This is a genomic window from Enterobacter sp. GD03975 (assembly GCF_029838645.1).
Lineage (GTDB): Bacteria > Pseudomonadota > Gammaproteobacteria > Enterobacterales > Enterobacteriaceae > Enterobacter > Enterobacter quasihormaechei.
In genome coordinates this window covers 34,981-53,656 of sequence record NZ_JAOBZC010000004.1, presented here as the reverse complement: position 1 = coordinate 53,656, position 18,676 = coordinate 34,981, and the positions used below count along the sequence as shown (strand labels likewise).

The 18,676-nt window shown below is 56.5% G+C and carries 17 protein-coding genes; all 17 read left to right on the top strand.

Going from position 1 to position 18,676, the window contains the following annotated elements; all coding sequences use genetic code 11:
- The first annotated feature begins 20 nt into the window (after window positions 1–20).
- The 17 genes from N5C09_RS08990 to wzxC all read left to right on the top strand — a co-directional run bounded on the left by N5C09_RS08990 (window position 21) and on the right by wzxC (window position 18,661).
- Window positions 21–1,157, top strand: coding sequence for a polysaccharide export protein (locus N5C09_RS08990; protein ID WP_022648641.1), 1,137 nt, complete (start codon window positions 21–23; stop codon window positions 1,155–1,157).
- Between the two features lie 6 nt (window positions 1,158–1,163).
- Window positions 1,164–1,607, top strand: coding sequence for a low molecular weight protein-tyrosine-phosphatase Wzb (wzb, locus tag N5C09_RS08985; RefSeq protein ID WP_063450260.1), 444 nt, complete (start codon window positions 1,164–1,166; stop codon window positions 1,605–1,607).
- 2 nt (window positions 1,608–1,609) lie between these two features.
- On the top strand, window positions 1,610–3,772 hold the full coding sequence (gene wzc, locus N5C09_RS08980) for a tyrosine-protein kinase Wzc (protein ID WP_279748894.1): 2,163 nt from the start codon (window positions 1,610–1,612) through the stop codon (window positions 3,770–3,772).
- Between the two features lie 90 nt (window positions 3,773–3,862).
- Entirely contained in the window at window positions 3,863–4,705 is an 843-nt protein-coding gene (wcaA, locus tag N5C09_RS08975) for a colanic acid biosynthesis glycosyltransferase WcaA (protein WP_006811246.1), read from the top strand.
- Complete coding sequence (wcaB, locus tag N5C09_RS08970) at window positions 4,705–5,196, top strand: colanic acid biosynthesis acetyltransferase WcaB (RefSeq protein WP_063866528.1); 492 nt, start codon at window positions 4,705–4,707, stop codon at window positions 5,194–5,196. Before wcaA ends, wcaB begins: the two co-directional genes overlap by 1 nt.
- On the top strand, window positions 5,193–6,410 hold the full coding sequence (gene wcaC / locus N5C09_RS08965) for a colanic acid biosynthesis glycosyltransferase WcaC (protein WP_063450256.1): 1,218 nt from the start codon (window positions 5,193–5,195) through the stop codon (window positions 6,408–6,410). Before wcaB ends, wcaC begins: the two co-directional genes overlap by 4 nt.
- Window positions 6,385–7,605, top strand: coding sequence for a colanic acid polymerase WcaD (wcaD, locus tag N5C09_RS08960; RefSeq protein WP_063450255.1), 1,221 nt, complete (start codon window positions 6,385–6,387; stop codon window positions 7,603–7,605). The genes wcaC and wcaD overlap by 26 nt, the downstream gene beginning before the upstream one ends.
- A gap of 16 nt (window positions 7,606–7,621) precedes the next feature.
- Window positions 7,622–8,368, top strand: a complete 747-nt coding sequence (gene wcaE / locus N5C09_RS08955) for a colanic acid biosynthesis glycosyltransferase WcaE (protein ID WP_063450254.1) — start codon at window positions 7,622–7,624, stop codon at window positions 8,366–8,368.
- Window positions 8,369–8,384: 16 nt separating this feature from the next.
- Complete coding sequence (wcaF, locus tag N5C09_RS08950; RefSeq protein WP_063450253.1) at window positions 8,385–8,939, top strand: colanic acid biosynthesis acetyltransferase WcaF; 555 nt, start codon at window positions 8,385–8,387, stop codon at window positions 8,937–8,939.
- Between the two features lie 21 nt (window positions 8,940–8,960).
- Window positions 8,961–10,082, top strand: coding sequence for a GDP-mannose 4,6-dehydratase (gmd, locus tag N5C09_RS08945; protein ID WP_003863514.1), 1,122 nt, complete (start codon window positions 8,961–8,963; stop codon window positions 10,080–10,082).
- 2 nt (window positions 10,083–10,084) lie between these two features.
- On the top strand, window positions 10,085–11,050 hold the full coding sequence (locus tag N5C09_RS08940; RefSeq protein WP_063450251.1) for a GDP-L-fucose synthase: 966 nt from the start codon (window positions 10,085–10,087) through the stop codon (window positions 11,048–11,050).
- A 2-nt stretch (window positions 11,051–11,052) separates the two neighbouring features.
- Window positions 11,053–11,532 (top strand): GDP-mannose mannosyl hydrolase, encoded by a 480-nt coding sequence (locus tag N5C09_RS08935; RefSeq protein ID WP_204643621.1) that lies wholly within the window; start codon window positions 11,053–11,055, stop codon window positions 11,530–11,532.
- Entirely contained in the window at window positions 11,529–12,752 is a 1,224-nt protein-coding gene (gene wcaI, locus N5C09_RS08930; protein ID WP_112793236.1) for a colanic acid biosynthesis fucosyltransferase WcaI, read from the top strand. Before N5C09_RS08935 ends, wcaI begins: the two co-directional genes overlap by 4 nt.
- A 3-nt stretch (window positions 12,753–12,755) precedes the next feature.
- Window positions 12,756–14,192 carry a mannose-1-phosphate guanyltransferase gene (gene cpsB / locus N5C09_RS08925; protein ID WP_279748893.1) on the top strand — a complete coding sequence of 479 codons (1,437 nt, stop codon included), beginning with the start codon at window positions 12,756–12,758 and terminating at the stop codon, window positions 14,190–14,192.
- Window positions 14,193–14,301: 109 nt separating this feature from the next.
- A complete protein-coding gene (gene cpsG, locus N5C09_RS08920) occupies window positions 14,302–15,672 on the top strand; it encodes a colanic acid biosynthesis phosphomannomutase CpsG (RefSeq protein WP_063450247.1) in 1,371 nt (456 codons plus the stop codon).
- A 114-nt stretch (window positions 15,673–15,786) separates the two neighbouring features.
- Window positions 15,787–17,181 (top strand): undecaprenyl-phosphate glucose phosphotransferase, encoded by a 1,395-nt coding sequence (gene wcaJ, locus N5C09_RS08915; RefSeq protein WP_063866523.1) that lies wholly within the window; start codon window positions 15,787–15,789, stop codon window positions 17,179–17,181.
- Between the two features lies 1 nt (window position 17,182).
- Window positions 17,183–18,661, top strand: a complete 1,479-nt coding sequence (gene wzxC, locus N5C09_RS08910) for a colanic acid undecaprenyl disphosphate flippase WzxC (protein ID WP_131637772.1) — start codon at window positions 17,183–17,185, stop codon at window positions 18,659–18,661.
- Window positions 18,662–18,676: the final 15 nt, after the last annotated feature.

Sequence of the window (18,676 nt, the reverse complement as noted above, 5' to 3'; positions counted from 1 at the left end):
GCCAAAGTGATAAATAATCAATGATGAAATCCAAAATGAAATTGATGCCATTATTGGTGTCTGTGACCTTGATGAGTGGTTGCACGGTCTTTCCCGGCAGCAATATGTCAACAATGGGCAAGGATGTGATTAAGCAGCAGGACGCTGACTTTGATCTCGACAAAATGGTGAATGTTTATCCATTAACCCCACGTCTGGTAGAACAATTGCGCCCGCGTCCAAACGTTGCTCAGCCAAATATGTCGCTGGACCAGGAAATTGCCTCTTACCAGTATCGCGTGGGGCCGGGTGACGTTATTAACGTGACCGTCTGGGATCACCCGGAACTGACCACGCCTGCGGGCCAGTACCGCAGCTCAAGCGACACCGGTAACTGGGTCCAGTCCGATGGCACCATGTTCTATCCGTACATTGGTAAAGTGCACGTTGCGGGCAAAACGCTTGCTGAGATCCGTAGTGATATTACCGGCCGCCTGGCGCAGTACATTGCTGACCCGCAGGTGGACGTTAATATCGCCGCGTTCCGCTCCCAGAAAGCGTATATCTCCGGCCAGGTTAACAAATCCGGCCAGCAGGCTATCACCAACGTACCGCTCACCGTTCTGGACGCGATCAACGCCGCGGGCGGTTTAACCGACGGCGCCGACTGGCGCAACGTGGTGCTGACCCACAACGGTAAAGAGCAGCGCATTTCGCTTCAGGCGCTGATGCAAAACGGCGACCTGACCCAGAACCGCCTGCTTTATCCGGGCGATATTCTTTACGTGCCGCGCAATGACGATCTCAAAGTGTTCGTGATGGGCGAAGTGAAGAAACAGAGCACCCTCAAGATGGACTTCAGCGGTATGACCCTGACCGAAGCGCTGGGCAATGCGGAAGGCATCGATCTGACCGCCTCCAACGCCAGCGGCATCTTCGTGATCCGTCCTATCAAAGGCGAGAACGCGAAGGGCAAGATTGCCAATATCTACCAGCTGGATATGTCCGACGCGACGTCTCTGGTCATGGCAACGTCGTTCCGTCTCCAGCCATACGATGTGGTCTACGTCACCACCGCGCCGGTTGCCCGCTGGAACCGTCTGATCAACCAGTTGCTGCCTACCATCAGTGGCGTTCGCTACATGACGGATACGGCGAGCGACATTCATACCTGGTAAGCCGCGATGTTTAACAAAATTCTGGTGGTGTGCGTGGGGAACATTTGCCGTTCCCCCACGGCTGAAAGGCTGCTGAAAAATTACCAGCCTGCGTTAACGGTCGACTCCGCAGGGCTTGGCGCGCTGGTTGGAAAAGGTGCCGACGAGCGTGCATCAAGCGTAGCCCTTGAACATAACCTCTCACTCGACGGGCACGTTGCCCGTCAGGTCTCTGGCCGGATGTGCCGGGAATATGACCTGATCCTCGCGATGGAAAAACGCCACATTCACGCGCTGTGCGATATCGCACCGGAGATGCGCGGCAAGGTGATGCTGTTTGGTCACTGGGATGGTGAGCGCGAAATTCCCGATCCGTATCGCAAGAGCCGCGAGGCCTTTGAGGCGGTATACACCTTACTAGACCAGTCTGCCCGCCAGTGGGCGCAGGCACTGAAAGCTCAGCAGGGATAACAATGACAGAAAAAACAAAACCTTCTGCCGCCCCGACGTCGGGCAGTGATGAAATCGATATCGGTCGCCTTGTCGGGACCGTTATTGAAGCGAAATGGTGGGTGCTGGGTATTACCGCCGTTTTTGCCGTGGCGGCGATCGTTTATACGCTGTTCGCGACGCCGATTTACAGCGCCGATGCGCTGGTGCAGATCGAACAAAATACCGGTAACTCACTGGTTCAGGATATCGGCTCGGCGCTGGCCAATAAGCCACCGGCGTCGGAAGCCGAAATTCAGCTGATCCAGTCGCGCCTGGTTCTGGGCAAAACGGTTCACGATTTGGGGCTGGATATTGCGGTCACCAAAAATACCTTCCCGGTGTTTGGCGCAGGCTGGGATCGCCTGATGGGGCGCAGTAACGATACGGTAAAAGTTACCGACTTCGTGATTCCAAAAGGGGCAGGGGATCAAACCTTTACCCTGACCGTGCTGGGACCGAAACAGTATCAGCTGACCAGCGACGCGGGCTTGAGCGTGCGCGGAGAGGTGGGGCAGATGCTGACCAAAGACGGCGTGAGCATCCGGGTTGGCGCCATCCACGCGCACGAGGGCGGTGAGTTTACGGTCACCAAGTACTCCACGCTCGGGATGATCAACAATCTGCAAAACAACCTGACCGTTACCGAAAACGGCAAGGACACCGGCGTTCTGAGCATGACCTTCACCGGTGAAGATAAAGATCAAATTCGCGACATCCTGAACAGCATCGCCCGCAACTATCTTGAGCAGAATATCGAGCGCAAGTCTGCGGAGGCCGCGAAAAGCCTGGCGTTCCTCAGTAAACAGCTGCCGGAAGTGCGCGCCCGTCTGGACGACGCCGAAAATAAGCTGAACGCGTACCGTCAGGATAAAGACTCCGTCGACCTGCCGCTGGAGGCGAAATCGGTTCTCGACTCCATGGTCAATATCGACGCGCAGCTGAACGAGCTGACCTTCAAAGAGGCGGAAATTTCCAAGCTCTATACCAAGCGTCACCCGGCGTACCGCACGCTGCTGGAGAAACGCCGCACGCTGGAAGAAGAGAAGGCGAAGCTGAACGACCGCGTGACCGCGATGCCGAAGACGCAGCAGGAAATCGTGCGTCTGACGCGTGACGTGGAATCCGGCCAGCAGGTGTATATGCAACTGCTGAACAAACAGCAGGAGCTGAAAATCACCGAAGCCAGCACCGTCGGCGACGTGCGTATCGTTGACCCGGCTATCACCCAGCCGGGCGTGCTGAAGCCGAAGAAGGCGCTGATTATCTTCGGCAGCATTATTCTCGGCCTGATGCTCTCCATCGTCGGCGTGCTGCTGCGTTCCCTGTTCAACCGCGGTATCGAAAGCCCGCAGGTGCTGGAAGAGCACGGTATCAGCGTTTACGCCAGCATCCCGCTTTCCGAGTGGCAGAAGTCGCGTGACAACGTCAAAACCGTTAAGGGCGTGAAGCGTTACAAACAGAGCCAGCTGCTGGCCGTGGGTAACCCGACCGACCTGGCGATTGAAGCGGTGCGCAGCCTGCGTACCAGCCTCCACTTCGCCATGATGCAGGCCAAAAACAACGTCCTGATGATGACCGGCGTGAGCCCGTCAATCGGTAAAACCTTCGTCTGCGCCAACCTGGCGGCGGTGGTGAGCCAGACCAACAAGCGCGTGCTGCTGATCGACTGCGATATGCGTAAGGGCTACACCCATGAGCTGCTGGGGACCAACAACGTTAACGGCCTGTCCGAAATCCTGCTCGGGAAAGGGGAAATCAGCGAGAGCGCCAAGCCGACGTCGATTCCGAAATTTGACCTGATCCCGCGCGGCCAGGTGCCGCCAAACCCGTCTGAACTACTGATGAGCGAGCGCTTCACGCAGCTGATCGAGTGGGCGAGCAAAAACTATGACCTGGTGCTGATCGATACCCCGCCAATTCTGGCCGTCACCGACGCCGCCGTCGTGGGGCGTCATGCGGGCACCACGCTGATGGTTGCACGCTATGCGGTGAACACCCTGAAGGAAGTGGAAACCAGCCTGAGCCGCTTCGAGCAGAACGGCATCGAGGTGAAAGGGGTCATCCTGAACTCCATCTTCCGCCGCGCGACCGGGTATCAGGATTACGGCTATTACGAGTACGAATACAAGTCTGACTCTAAATAACAAAACACACCCCACACCCCACACCCCTCACCCCGGTCCTCTCCCCTCAGGGGGGAGGGTTAGGGTGAGGGGTGGGGGCAGGAGGAATACATGAGCACACAACGCCCTTTGATTTCTATCTATATGCCGACATGGAATCGTCAGCAGCTGGCGATCCGCGCGATTAAATCGGTCCTGCGTCAGGATTACGATAACTGGGAACTGATTATCGTGGATGACTGTTCCTCCTCTTACGAACAGCTGCAAAAATTTGTTGAAGACCTGAACGATCCGCGCGTGGTGTACACGCACAACGCCATCAACTCCGGGGCGTGCGCGGTGCGCAATCAGGCGATTATGCAGGCGAAAGGGCAGTATCTCACCGGTATCGACGACGATGACGAATGGACGCCAAACCGCCTGTCTATTTTCCTGTCGCACAAGGCGCAGCTGGTGACTCACGCGTTTCTCTATGCCAACGACTACGTCTGTCAGGGCGAGGTGTATTCGCAGCCGGCCAGCCTGCCGCTGTATCCGAAATCACCCTATTCCCGCCGCCTGTTCTACAAGCGCAACATTATCGGCAATCAGGTGTTTACCTGGGCGTGGCGCTTTAAGGAGTGCCTGTTCGATACCGAGCTGAAGGCCGCGCAGGATTACGACATCTTCCTGCGCATGGTGGTGGAGTACGGCGAGCCGTGGAAGGTGGAAGAGGCCACGCAGATCCTGCACATCAACCACGGAGAGATGCAGATCACCTCGTCACCGAAAAAATTCTCGGGCTACTTCCATTTTTACCGCAAGCACAAGGACAAGTTTGACCGTGCCAGCCGGAAGTATCAGCTCTTTACCCTCTATCAGATCCGCAATAAGCGCATGAACTGGCGCACGCTGCTGACGCTGCTGTCGGTGCGTAACGGCAAGCGTCTGGCTGACGGGCTTCGGGGGAAATAATGTTTCTGGAAGATTGCCGCGCAAACAGCTGGAGCCTGCGTCCGTGCTGCATGGTTCTGGCCTACCGTATTGCGCACTTTTGCTCGGTGTGGCGCAAGAAAAACGTACTGAACAATATCTGGGCCGCGCCGGTGCTGGTGCTGTATCGCATCATCACCGAATGCTTTTTTGGCTATGAAATTCAGGCCGCGGCCACCATTGGTCGCCGCTTTACCATTCATCACGGCTATGCGGTCGTCATCAACAAATTCGTGGTCGCGGGTGATGATTTCACCATTCGCCACGGGGTGACGATCGGCAACCGCGGGCCGGACAGCCTGGCCTGCCCGGTCATCGGCAATAACGTCGAGCTGGGGGCGAACGTGGTGATGATTGGCGATATTAGCGTAGGCAATAACGTGACGATTGGCGCAGGCAGCGTGGTGCTGGACAGCATTCCGGACAACGCGCTGGTGGTGGGTGAAAAAGCCCGCGTGAAGGTGATTAAATGAACATTCTGCAATTTAACGTGCGCCTCGCAGAGGGCGGGGCGGCAGGCGTAGCGCTGGATCTGCACCAGCGCGCGCTGCAAAAAGGACTCCAGTCGCGCTTCGTTTACGGTTACGGCAAGGGCGGCAAGAAAAGCGTCAGCCATGATAACTATCCGCAGGTGCTGAAGCAGACGCCGCGTCTGACCTCCATCGCCAATATTGCGCTGTTCCGCCTGTTTAACCGCGATCTGTTTGGCAACCTGAATAATCTTTACCGCACCGTCACCCGCACCAGCGGCCCGGTTGTGCTGCACTTCCACGTGCTGCACAGCTACTGGCTGAATCTGGATGAGGTGGTGGCGTTTTGCGGCAAGGTGAAGGCGCACAAGCCGGATACCCGGTTCGTCTGGACGCTGCACGACCACTGGAGCGTGACCGGACGCTGCGCGTTCACCGACGGATGCGAGGGCTGGAAAAACGCCTGCCAGAAATGCCCCACGCTCAGCAACTACCCGCCGGTGAAGGTGGATCGCGCGCATCAGCTGGTTGAGGGCAAGCGTCAGCTGTTCCGCGACATGCTTTCGCTCGGCTGCACGTTTATCTCTCCAAGCCAGCACGTGGCGGATGCTTTTAACAGCCTTTACGGGGCAGGGCGCTGCAAGATCATCAACAACGGTATTGATGTGGCGACGGAAGAGATCCTGGCCGAACTGACGCCCGTGGCCGTTACCGCCGGCAAGCCGAAAATTGCGGTCGTCGCCCATGACCTGCGCTACGACGGCAAAACCAACCAGCAGCTGGTGCGCGACATGATGGCGCTCGGCGACAAAATTGAACTGCATACCTTTGGCAAATTCTCGCCGTTCGAAGGCGCTAACGTGGTGAATCACGGGTTTGAAACCGACAAGCGCAAGCTGATGAGCGCGCTCAACGGCATGGACGCGCTGGTGTTCAGCTCTCGCGTGGACAACTATCCGCTGATCCTGTGCGAAGCGCTCTCTATTGGCGTGCCGGTGATTGCCACCCACAGCGACGCGGCGCGGGAAGTGCTGGAGAAATCGGGCGGTAAAACGTTCGCCGAGCAGGAGGTGCTGCCGCTGGTGCAGCTGTCGAAGGCCGATATTGCGCAGGCCGTTTTTGGCACGGACCTGGAATCGTTCCGCAACCGCAGCCGCAAAGCATACAGCGGACAACAGATGCTGGAGGAGTATGTCTCGTTCTATCAGAATCTGTAGTTATCTGCTGCTGCCGCTGATTTACCTGCTGGTCAACGTTAAGATTGCCCAGCTCGGTGAAAGCTTCCCGATCACCATCGTCACCTTCCTGCCGGTTCTGCTGTTGCTGTACGTTGACAAGCTTAACCTCAAAAAGCTGATGATTGCGCTGGGGATCGGGTTTGGCCTGACGGCGTTTAACTACATCTTTGGTCAGTCGCTGGATGCCAGCAAATATGTCACCTCCACCATGCTGTTTGTTTATATCGTTATCATTATTGGCATGGTATGGAGTATTCGCTTTAAAACTATTTCTCCGCACAATTATCGGAAAATCCTCAGGTTCTTTTATATTGCCGTTGGGCTGATTGTTATGCTTGCGGCAATGGAGATGGCGCAAATTATTCTCACGGGCGGCAGTAGCCTGATGGAAATAATTTCGAAATATCTTATATACAGTAACAGCTATGTACTGAACTTCATTAAGTTTGGTGGCAAGCGTACTACCGCGCTCTATTTTGAACCGGCGTTTTTTGCTCTGGCATTAATCTCAATTTGGCTCAGCATCAAACAGTTCGGTATCAAAACCCCCAAGACCGATGCTATGATTCTTGCAGGAATCGTTCTGTCTGGGTCGTTCTCAGGGGTAATGACGTTTATCCTGTTTTACCTGCTTGAATGGGCGTTCCAGTACCTGAACAAAGAGGCGATTAAGAAAAAACTGCCGCTGGCGATAATCTCTCTGACGGTATTTTTAGTGGGCGTCATATTCGCGTTTCCGTACATTTCAGAACGTCTGGGTGATTTGGGAACGGAAGGTTCTTCGTCCTATTATCGCATCGTGGGTCCACTGGTGATGGTGGGTTATTCCTTAACCCATATTGATGGCGTAGTAAGATTCGGCTCACTTTACGAATATGTTGCATCATTCGGAATCTTTAACGGTGCGGACGTCGGAAAAACCATAGACAATGGTCTGTATCTGTTAATTATTTATTTTTCCTGGTTCGCCGTACTATTGACACTGTGGTATCTGTTTAAAGTTTTCAAAATGATGATTAACGCGTTTGGTGATAACCAGAACTTTCGCGTGCAACTTTATCTGTTCACACCGGTGTCGCTGTTTTTTACCGGGTCAATATTTAGCCCGGAATATGCTTTCTTAATTGTCTGTCCGTTTATTTTGCGCAAAGCGCTCAATATTACGCGCGTATGACGAAATGAGGTGATTTATGTTTCTTAGCGTCATTACTGTCGCCTTTCGTAACTACGAAGGGGTGGTAAAAACCTGGCGCTCGCTGCGCAACCTGGCGCGCGATCCGAGCCTCACGTTTGAGTGGATCGTGGTCGATGGCGGCTCGAACGACGGCACGGCGGAGTTCCTGGAAAAACTCAACGGTGAGTTCAACTTACGTTACATCAGCGAGAAAGATAAAGGCATTTACGATGCGATGAATAAAGGCATCAGCATGGCGCAGGGGCGCTACGCCATCTTCCTCAATTCCGGCGACGTGTTCCATGAGGATGTGGCGCTGTTTGCCCGCCAGCTGGCGCGCCAGAAAGAAGATGCGATGTTTATCGGCGATGCGCTGCTTGATTTCGGTGAAGGGAAAAAAGTGCTGCGCGGCGCGAAGCCAGGCTGGTATATCTACCACAGCCTGCCGGCCAGCCATCAGGCTATTTTCTTCCCGATGAGCGGCCTGAAAAAACAGCCTTACGATTTGCGCTATAAAGTGTCATCAGATTATGCCCTGGCCGCCAGCCTGTACAAATCCGGCTACCCGTTCCGTCGAATTAAAGGACTGGTATCTGAATTTTCAATGGGCGGCGTGTCAACTTCAAATAATCTGGAATTGTGTCAGGATGCCAAAAACGTGCAGCGTAAAATATTACGCGTGCCGGGGTTCTGGGCGGAATTATCTTATTTCTTACGTCTGAAAACGACGGGTAAAGCGAAAGCCTTATATAACAAAGCCTGAGATATAAGGAAACGTAATGCAGGAATTAAATGGATTCTCCGTGCCGAAAGGTTTTCGGGGCGGGAGCGGTATTAAGGTTCAACTGTGGTGGGCCGTTCAGGCAACGTTATTTGCCTGGTCCCCGCAAATACTGTACCGCTGGCGCGCATTTTTACTGCGCCTGTTTGGGGCAAAAATAGGAAAAAACGTAGTCATTCGTCCTTCGGTGAAAATTACTTATCCCTGGAAATTAACGCTTGGGGATTACGCCTGGGTAGGGGATGACGCAGTGTTATATACCCTTGGCGAGATTACGATTGGCGCAAATTCGGTGGTGTCACAGAAGTGTTATTTGTGCACCGGCAGCCACGATTTTATGAGCCCGCATTTTGATATTACCGCTACGCCTATTGTAATCGGTGAAAAATGCTGGCTGGCAACGGATGTTTTTGTTGCACCCGGTGTTTCTGTTGGCGATGGCACGGTAGTCGGTGCCCGCAGCAGCGTTTTTAAATCGCTACCGGCAAATAAAGTTTGCCGTGGCAACCCCGCAGTGGTGATACGCGAACGCGTTGAAACTGAAAAACTTTGATAAGTACAGAGGAATATAAACATGTCTAAAGTCGCTCTCATCACCGGCGTTACCGGACAAGATGGTTCTTACCTGGCAGAATTGCTGCTGGAAAAAGGGTATGAAGTTCACGGTATTAAGCGTCGTGCCTCTTCATTCAACACCGAGCGTGTCGATCACATTTACCAGGATCCGCATGCGGCAAACCCGAAATTCCATCTGCACTACGGCGACCTGACCGATACCTCCAACCTGACCCGCATCCTGCAAGAAGTGCAGCCGGATGAAGTGTACAACCTGGGGGCGATGAGCCACGTTGCGGTTTCTTTCGAGTCCCCGGAATACACCGCCGACGTGGATGCGATGGGTACGCTGCGTCTGCTGGAAGCGATTCGCTTCCTCGGTCTTGAGAAGAAAACCCGCTTCTACCAGGCATCCACTTCCGAGCTGTACGGCCTGGTGCAGGAAATCCCGCAGAAAGAGACCACACCGTTCTACCCGCGTTCCCCGTACGCTGTGGCGAAACTGTACGCTTACTGGATCACCGTGAACTACCGTGAATCCTACGGCATGTACGCCTGTAACGGCATTCTGTTTAACCACGAATCTCCGCGTCGCGGCGAAACCTTCGTGACCCGCAAAATCACCCGTGCGATCGCCAACATCGCTCAGGGCCTGGAGTCTTGCCTGCACCTCGGCAACATGGATTCCCTGCGTGACTGGGGCCATGCGAAAGACTACGTGAAAATGCAGTGGATGATGTTGCAGCAGGAGCAGCCAGAAGACTTCGTGATTGCGACCGGCGTGCAGTACTCCGTACGTCAGTTCGTTGAGATGGCTGCGGCACAGCTGGGCATCAAGCTGCGCTTCGAAGGCACCGGCGTGGAAGAGAAGGGTATCGTTGTTTCCGTGACCGGCCACGACGCACCGGGCGTGAAGCCTGGCGACGTGATTGTCCAGGTTGATCCGCGCTACTTCCGTCCTGCTGAAGTGGAAACCCTGCTGGGCGACCCAACCAAAGCGCACGAGAAGCTGGGCTGGAAACCAGAAACCACCCTGCAAGAAATGGTATCCGAGATGGTGGCCAAAGATCTTGAAGCAGCGAAAAAACACTCCCTGCTCAAGTCTCATGGCTACGAGGTTGCCATCGCGCTGGAGTCCTGAGAATGACAAAACAACGTATTTTTGTCGCCGGTCATCGCGGAATGGTGGGTTCCGCGATTGTTCGCCAGCTGGAACAGCGCGGCGACGTCGAGGTGATTGTTCGCACGCGCGACGAGCTGAACCTGCTTGACAGCAAAGCGGTGGAGGATTTCTTCGCCAGCGAACGTATCGACCAGGTGTATCTGGCGGCGGCGAAGGTGGGCGGCATTGTCGCTAACAACACCTACCCGGCGGATTTCATCTACGAGAACATGATGATTGAGAGCAACATCATTCACGCGGCGCATCTGCACAACGTGAACAAGCTGCTGTTCCTCGGCTCATCCTGTATCTACCCGAAGATGGCGAAGCAGCCGATTGCCGAAAGCGAACTGTTGCAGGGCACGCTGGAAGCCACTAACGAGCCGTATGCGATTGCGAAAATTGCCGGGATCAAGCTGTGTGAATCCTACAACCGTCAGTATAACCGCGACTATCGCTCGGTGATGCCGACCAACCTGTACGGACCGCACGATAACTTCCACCCGAGCAATTCCCACGTGATCCCGGCGCTGCTACGTCGCTTCCACGAGGCGACTGCCGAAAACGCCCCGGATGTGGTGGTGTGGGGCAGCGGGACGCCAATGCGCGAATTCCTGCACGTGGACGACATGGCGGCTGCCAGCATTCACGTGATGGAGCTGGATCGCGAGGTGTGGCAGGAAAACACCGAGCCGATGCTGTCGCACATTAACGTCGGGACCGGCGTGGACTGCACCATTCGCGAGCTGGCGCAGACCATCGCGCAGGTGGTGGGCTACAAGGGCCGTGTGGTGTTTGACGCGACCAAACCGGACGGCACGCCGCGCAAGCTGCTGGACGTGACCCGTCTGCATCAGCTGGGCTGGTATCACGAGGTCTCACTGGAGCAGGGGCTGGCCAGCACCTACCAGTGGTTCCTGGAAAACCAGCACCGCTTCCGGGGGTAATGATGTTTTTAAGTCAGGAAGATTTTGCCACGGTGGTGCGTTCCACTCCGCTCATCTCAGTTGATTTGATCGTGGAGAACGAACGCGGCGAGTTCTTGCTGGGGAAACGAACCAATCGTCCTGCACAGGGCTTCTGGTTCGTGCCCGGCGGGCGCGTGCAGAAGGATGAGACGCTGGCAAATGCCTTCGAGCGTCTCACTCTGGCGGAACTGGGCCTGCAACTGCCGATGGCAGCGGGCCAGTTTTACGGGGTCTGGCAGCACTTCTATGACGACAACTTTTCAGGCACCGGCTTCACCACGCACTACATCGTGCTGGGGTTCCGCCTGAAGGTGAGTGAGGCAGACCTGCGTCTGCCTGATTCTCAGCATGACGATTACCGCTGGTTAACGCCAGAGGCGCTGCTGGCAAGCGACAACGTCCACGACAACAGTCGGGCGTACTTCCTCGCGGAACGTCAGGCCGAGGTGCCAGGCCTATGAAAATCCTCGTCTACGGAATTAACTACTCGCCGGAATTAACCGGTATCGGGAAATACACCGGCGAGATGGTCGAGTGGATGGCGAGCCAGGGACATGACGTGCGGGTGATTACCGCCCCGCCGTACTACCCGGAGTGGAAGGTAGGCGAACGCTATTCCAGCTGGCGCTATCGCCGCGAAGAGGGGGCCGCGACCGTCTGGCGCTGCCCGCTCTACGTGCCGAAACAGCCCTCGACGCTGAAACGTTTAATTCATCTGGGCAGCTTTGCCCTGAGCAGTTTCTTCCCGCTGATGGCGCAGCGTCGCTGGAAGCCGGATCGCATCATCGGCGTGGTGCCGACGCTGTTCTGCACGCCGGGCATGCGCCTGCTGGGAAAACTCTCCGGCGCGCGCACCCTGCTGCACATTCAGGATTATGAAGTGGACGCCATGCTCGGTCTGGGGATGGCCGGGAAAGGCAAGGGCGGCAAGGTGGCGAAGCTCGCCAGCGCCTTTGAGCGCAGCGGCCTGCACAACGTGGATTATGTTTCGACCATCTCGCGCTCGATGATGAACAAGGCGCAGGAGAAGGGCGTTCCGGCGGAAAAGGTGATCTTCTTCCCGAACTGGTCCGAAGTGGCACGCTTCCGCGATGTAACAGAACACGATGCGCAGGCGCTGCGCGCGAAGCTCGGCTTGCCTGCGGAACAAAAAATTATTCTTTACTCAGGCAACATCGGTGAAAAACAGGGGCTGGAGAGCGTGATTGACGCCGCGCTTCAGCTGAGCGAACACCCGTGGATGTTTGTGATTGTCGGTCAGGGCGGCGGTAAGGCGCGGCTGGAGAAAATGGCCAGCGAGCGCGGACTGACCAACATCCGCTTCTTCCCGCTTCAGTCTTATGACGCGCTGCCCGCGCTGCTGAAAATGGCGGATTGCCATCTGGTAGTGCAAAAACGCGGCGCGGCGGATGCGGTGCTGCCGTCCAAGCTGACCAATATTCTGGCAGTGGGCGGAAACGCGGTGATTACGGCAGAAGCCGGAACCGAATTAGGCCAGCTGTGCAACAGCTACCCGGGCATTGCCGTTTGCGTGGAGCCGGAATCGGTCCCTGCGCTGGTAACCGGAATTGAGCAGGCACTCGCCATGCCAAAAGAGAACACGGTGGCACGTGAATATGCCGAACGCACGCTCGAGAAAGAGAACGTGCTGAGCCAATTTATTGCAGATATACGGGGATAAATCATGAGTCAAACCACTTTGTATCCGGTCGTAATGGCGGGTGGATCCGGGAGCCGGTTGTGGCCACTGTCCCGCGTGCTTTATCCAAAACAATTTCTGTGTCTGAAGGGCGACCTCACCATGCTGCAAACGACGGTTAACCGTCTGCACGGCGTGGAGTGCGAAAGCCCGGTGGTGATCTGCAACGAACAGCACCGCTTTATCGTTGCCGAGCAGCTGCGCCAGCTGAACAAACTGACCGAAAATATCATTCTGGAGCCTGCCGGACGTAACACTGCGCCCGCTATCGCCCTTGCAGCGCTGGCGGCAAAACGCAGCAGCCCGGACTGCGATCCGCTGATGCTGGTGCTGGCGGCTGACCACGTTATCCAGCAGGAAGACGCCTTCCGCGACGCGGTTCGGGCGGCCATTCCTTATGCAGAAGACGGCAAGCTGGTGACCTTCGGCATCGTGCCGGACCTGCCGGAAACCGGCTATGGCTACATTCGCCGCGGCAGCGTAACGCCGGGCGAGGGCGACAGCGTGGCCTTTGACGTGGCGCAGTTTGTCGAGAAGCCTAATCTGGAAACCGCGCAGGCGTACGTGGCCAGCGGTGAATACTACTGGAACAGCGGCATGTTCCTGTTCCGCGCCGGGCGCTATCTGGAAGAACTGGAAAAATACCGTCCGGATATCTTAAGCGCCTGCGAAAAAGCGATGGCGGTGGTGGACCCGGATCTCGATTTTATCCGCGTGGATGAAGAGGCCTTCCTCGCCTGTTCGGAAGAGTCCATCGACTATGCGGTGATGGAACGCACGGCAGATGCGGTAGTGGTGCCGATGGATGCGGGCTGGAGCGACGTTGGCTCCTGGTCATCACTGTGGGAGATAAGCGCACACACCCCGGAGGGTAACGTCCATCACGGTGATGTCATCAGCCACAAAACGGAAAACAGCTACGTTTACGCCGAGTCTGGCCTCGTCACCACGGTCGGGGTGAAAGATCTGGTGGTGGTGCAGACCAAAGACGCGGTGCTGATTGCCGACCGTAACGCCGTGCAGGACGTGAAAAAAGTGGTGGAGCAGATCAAGGCCGACGGCCGTCACGAGCACCATATCCACCGGGAAGTGTACCGTCCGTGGGGGAAATATGACTCCATCGACGCGGGCGAACGTTACCAGGTGAAGCGCATCACCGTGAAGCCGGGTGAGGGGCTGTCGGTGCAGATGCACCACCACCGCGCCGAACACTGGGTCGTGGTGGCGGGTACCGCCAAAGTGACCATCGACGGTGAAGTGAAGCTGCTCGGCGAAAACGAGTCCATTTATATTCCGCTGGGGGCAACGCACTGCCTGGAAAACCCGGGGAAAATTCCGCTCGACTTAATTGAGGTGCGCTCCGGCTCCTATCTGGAGGAGGACGACATTATCCGCTTCCAGGATCGCTACGGGCGCGTGTAGCACTCCGCAACATGCCCGGTGGCGCTGCGCTTACCGGGCCTACGAATGACAAAAATAAATTTGGCCATTAATTGGTCAGGGCCAACTGTTGCCTGAAAAAGGGGTCATCATGGAAAAATTAACCTGTTTTAAAGCCTACGACATTCGCGGCAAGCTGGGCGAAGAGCTGAATGAAGACATCGCGTGGCGCATTGGCCGCGCGTACGGCGAATACCTGAAGCCACAAACTATCGTGCTGGGCGGCGACGTGCGTCTGACCAGTGAATCCCTGAAGCTGGCGCTGGCGAAAGGGCTACAGGACGCGGGCGTGGATGTCCTGGACATCGGCCTTTCCGGTACCGAAGAGATCTATTTTGCCACCTTCCACCTCGGCGTGGACGGCGGTATCGAAGTGACGGCAAGCCATAACCCGATGGACTATAACGGCATGAAGCTGGTGCGCAAGGGCGCGCGTCCTATCAGCGGCGACACCGGCCTGCGCGACGTGCAGCGTCTGGCCGAGGCCAACGACTTCCCGCCGGTGAATGAAGCCAGCCGCGGCAGCTATAAGCAGATCAACCTGCAAAAAGAGTACATCGACCACCTGCTGGGCTACATCAACGTGGCAAACCTCAAGCCGCTGAAGCTGGTGATCAACTCCGGCAACGGCGCGGCAGGCCCGGTTGTCGATGCACTTGAAGCCCGTTTTAAGGCGCTGAACGTGCCGGTAACGTTCGTCAAAGTGCACAACACGCCTGACGGCAACTTCCCGAACGGTATTCCTAACCCGCTGCTGCCGGAGTGCCGCGACGACACCCGCAACGCGGTGATCGAGCACGGTGCCGATATGGGTATCGCCTTTGACGGCGACTTCGACCGCTGCTTCCTGTTCGACGAGAAAGGGCAGTTTATCGAAGGCTACTACATCGTTGGCCTGCTGGCGGAAGCGTTCCTTGAGAAAAACCCGGGCGCGAAGATCATTCACGATCCGCGTCTTTCCTGGAACACCGTCGACGTGGTGAAGGCCGCGGGCGGCGAGCCCGTGATGTCCAAAACCGGCCACGCGTTTATCAAAGAGCGTATGCGCGAGGAAGACGCCATCTACGGCGGCGAGATGAGCGCACACCACTATTTCCGTGATTTTGCCTACTGCGACAGCGGGATGATCCCGTGGCTGCTGGTGACCGAACTGCTGTGCCTGAAAGGGCAGAGCCTGGGTGAGCTGGTGCGCGACCGCATGGCGGCATTCCCGGCCAGCGGCGAGATCAACAGCAAGCTGGCACAGCCCGCCGAGGCCATCGCCCGCGTTGAACACCACTTTGCCCTTCACGCGCTGGAGATAGACCGTACCGACGGTATCAGCATGGCGTTCCCGCAGTGGCGCTTCAACCTGCGCTCCTCAAACACCGAGCCGGTGGTGCGCCTGAACGTGGAGTCCCGGGCCGATACCGCGCTGATGGAAGCGCGAACGAAGGACATTCTGGCGCTGTTGAATCAGTAAAAACTGCCCCTCACCCCAGCCCTCTCTCCAAAGGGGAGAGGGTATTCAAGTTCCCTCTCCCCTTTGGGGAGAGGGGTAGGGTGAGGGGAAAGGTTTAGAACTAAAGGAACAACGATGACAAATCTAAAAAAGCGCGAACGAGCGAGAACGAATGCATCGTTAATCTCAATGGTGCAGCGTTTTTCTGATATCACCATCATGGTCGGCGGACTGTGGGCGGTGTGTTGGGTCAGCGGGCAGTCGTTCTTCTACATGCATTTGCTGATGGCGTTGATCGCGCTGGTGGTGTTTCAGATGATTGGCGGCATGACCGATTTTTATCGTTCATGGCGCGGCGTCAAAATGACCACCGAACTGATGCTGCTGCTCCAGAACTGGACCTTAAGCCTGATTTTCAGCGCAGGCCTGGTGGCGTTCAGCCATGATTTTGATAACCGCCTTGTGACTTATCTCTGCTGGTATCTGTTGACCAGCGTTGGCATGGTGGTTTGCCGTTCGCTGATCCGCTTCGGCGCAGGCTGGTTGCGCAACCGCGGCTATAACCGCCGCTTCGTTGCCGTGGCGGGGGATCTGCCGGTCGGGCAGGTGCTGCTCGACAGCTTCCGCAAAGAGCCGTGGTTAGGTTTTGAAGTGGTCGGGATTTATCACGACGCGAAGCCCGGCGGCGTGCCGTCCGACTGGGCGGGCAACTACGAACAGCTTATCGACGACGCCAAAGCCGGCAAAATTCATAACGTCTACATCGCCATGCAGATGAAAGATGAATCCCGCATCAAGAAACTGATGCGCGAGCTGGCGGATACCACCTGCTCGGTGATCCTCATCCCGGACGTGTTCACCTTCAACATTCTTCACTCCCGTATTGAAGAGGTAAACGGGGTGCCGGTTGTTCCGCTGTACGACACGCCGCTGTCGGGGATCAACCGCGTGCTGAAGCGCGTGGAAGACATTGTGCTGTCGTCCCTGATCCTGCTGCTGATCTCCCCTGTGCTGTGCTGCATTGCGCTGGCGGTGAAGATCAGTTCGCCGGGGCCGATCATCTTCCGTCAGACCCGCTACGGCATGGACGGTAAGCCGATCATGGTGTGGAAGTTCCGCTCCATGAAGGTGATGGAGAACGACAAGGTGGTGACCCAGGCGACGCAGAACGATCCGCGCGTCACCCGCGTGGGCAACTTCCTGCGCCGTACCTCGCTGGATGAGCTGCCGCAGTTCATCAACGTATTCACCGGCGGGATGTCCATCGTCGGGCCACGTCCTCACGCCGTTGCCCATAACGAGCAGTACCGTACCCTGATTGAAGGCTACATGCTGCGCCATAAGGTGAAGCCAGGCATTACCGGCTGGGCGCAGATCAACGGCTGGCGCGGCGAGACCGACACGCTGGAAAAAATGGAAAAACGCATCGAGTTCGACCTGGAGTACATCCGCGAGTGGAGCCTCTGGTTCGATATCAAGATTGTTTTTCTGACCATTTTCAAAGGTTTCGTGAACAAAGCGGCGTACTAAGATGAGCTTACGAGAAAAAACCATCAGCGGCGCAAAATGGTCAGCCATGGCCACCATCGTCATCATCGGCCTCGGGCTGGTGCAGATGACGGTGCTGGCGCGCATTATTGATAACCACCAGTTTGGCCTGCTTACCGTCTCGCTGGTGATTATCGCGCTGGCCGATACGCTGTCTGACTTCGGTATCGCCAACTCCATTATCCAGCGCAAAGAGATCAGCCATCTGGAGCTGACCACGCTCTACTGGCTGAATGTCGGGCTGGGCATCTTCGTTTTTGTGCTGGTGTTCCTCCTGAGTGACGTGATTGCCAGCGTGCTGCATAACCCGGACCTGGCGCCGCTGATGCGCACCCTGTCGTTTGCTTTTGTGGTGATCCCGCACGGGCAGCAGTTCCGCGCGCTGATGCAGAAAGAGCTGGAGTTCAACAAAATCGGCATGATTGAAACCAGCGCCGTGCTGGCGGGCTTTACCTTCACCGTGGTTAGCGCCCATTTCTGGCCGCTGGCGATGACCGCCATTCTTGGCTACCTCGTTAACTCTGCCGTGCGCACGCTGCTGTTTGGCTTCTTTGGCCGCAAGATTTATCGCCCGGGGCTGCACTTCTCGCTGGCGTCTGTTTCGTCCAACCTGCGTTTTGGCGCATGGCTGACGGCAGACAGCATCATCAACTACGTGAATACTAACCTCTCCACGCTGGTGCTGGCGCGCATTCTGGGCGCAAGCGTCGCGGGCGGCTATAACCTGGCGTACAACGTCGCGGTTGTCCCGCCGATGAAGCTTAACCCAATCATTACCCGCGTGCTGTTCCCGGCGTTTGCCAAGATTCAGGACGATACCGAGAAGCTGCGCGTAAACTTTTACAAGCTGCTCTCTGTGGTGGGGATCATCAACTTCCCGGTGCTGCTGGGGCTGATGGTGGTCTCCAGCAATTTCGTGCCGCTGGTGTTTGGCGAGAAGTGGAACAGCATCATCCCGATCCTGCAACTGCTGTGCGTTGTGGGGCTGCTGCGTTCGGTGGGGAACCCGATTGGTTCTCTGCTGATGGCGAAGGCGCGCGTGGATATCAGCTTCAAGTTCAACGTGTTTAAAACCTTCCTGTTTATTCCGGCAATTATTGTGGGCGGCCACACGGCGGGCGCCATTGGCGTGACGCTCGGCTTCCTGCTGGTGCAGATCGTCAATACCGTGCTGAGCTACTTCGTGATGATCAAACCGGTTCTGGGCTCCAGCTACCGTCAGTACATTCTCAGCCTGTGGCTGCCGTTTTATCTCTCATTACCGACGCTTGCGGTGAGCTACGGTCTGGGCGTGGTGCTCAACGGGCATCTGCCGCTGGCGGCGCTGCTGGCGGTGCAGGTGGCGGCCGGCGCGCTGGCGTTCGGCGTGATGATTGTGCTGTCCCGCAATGCGCTGGTGGTCGAGATGAAGCGCCAGTTTTGCCGTAACGAAAAAATGAAAACGCTGCTTCGCGCAGGCTAATTTTACGAGGCCATT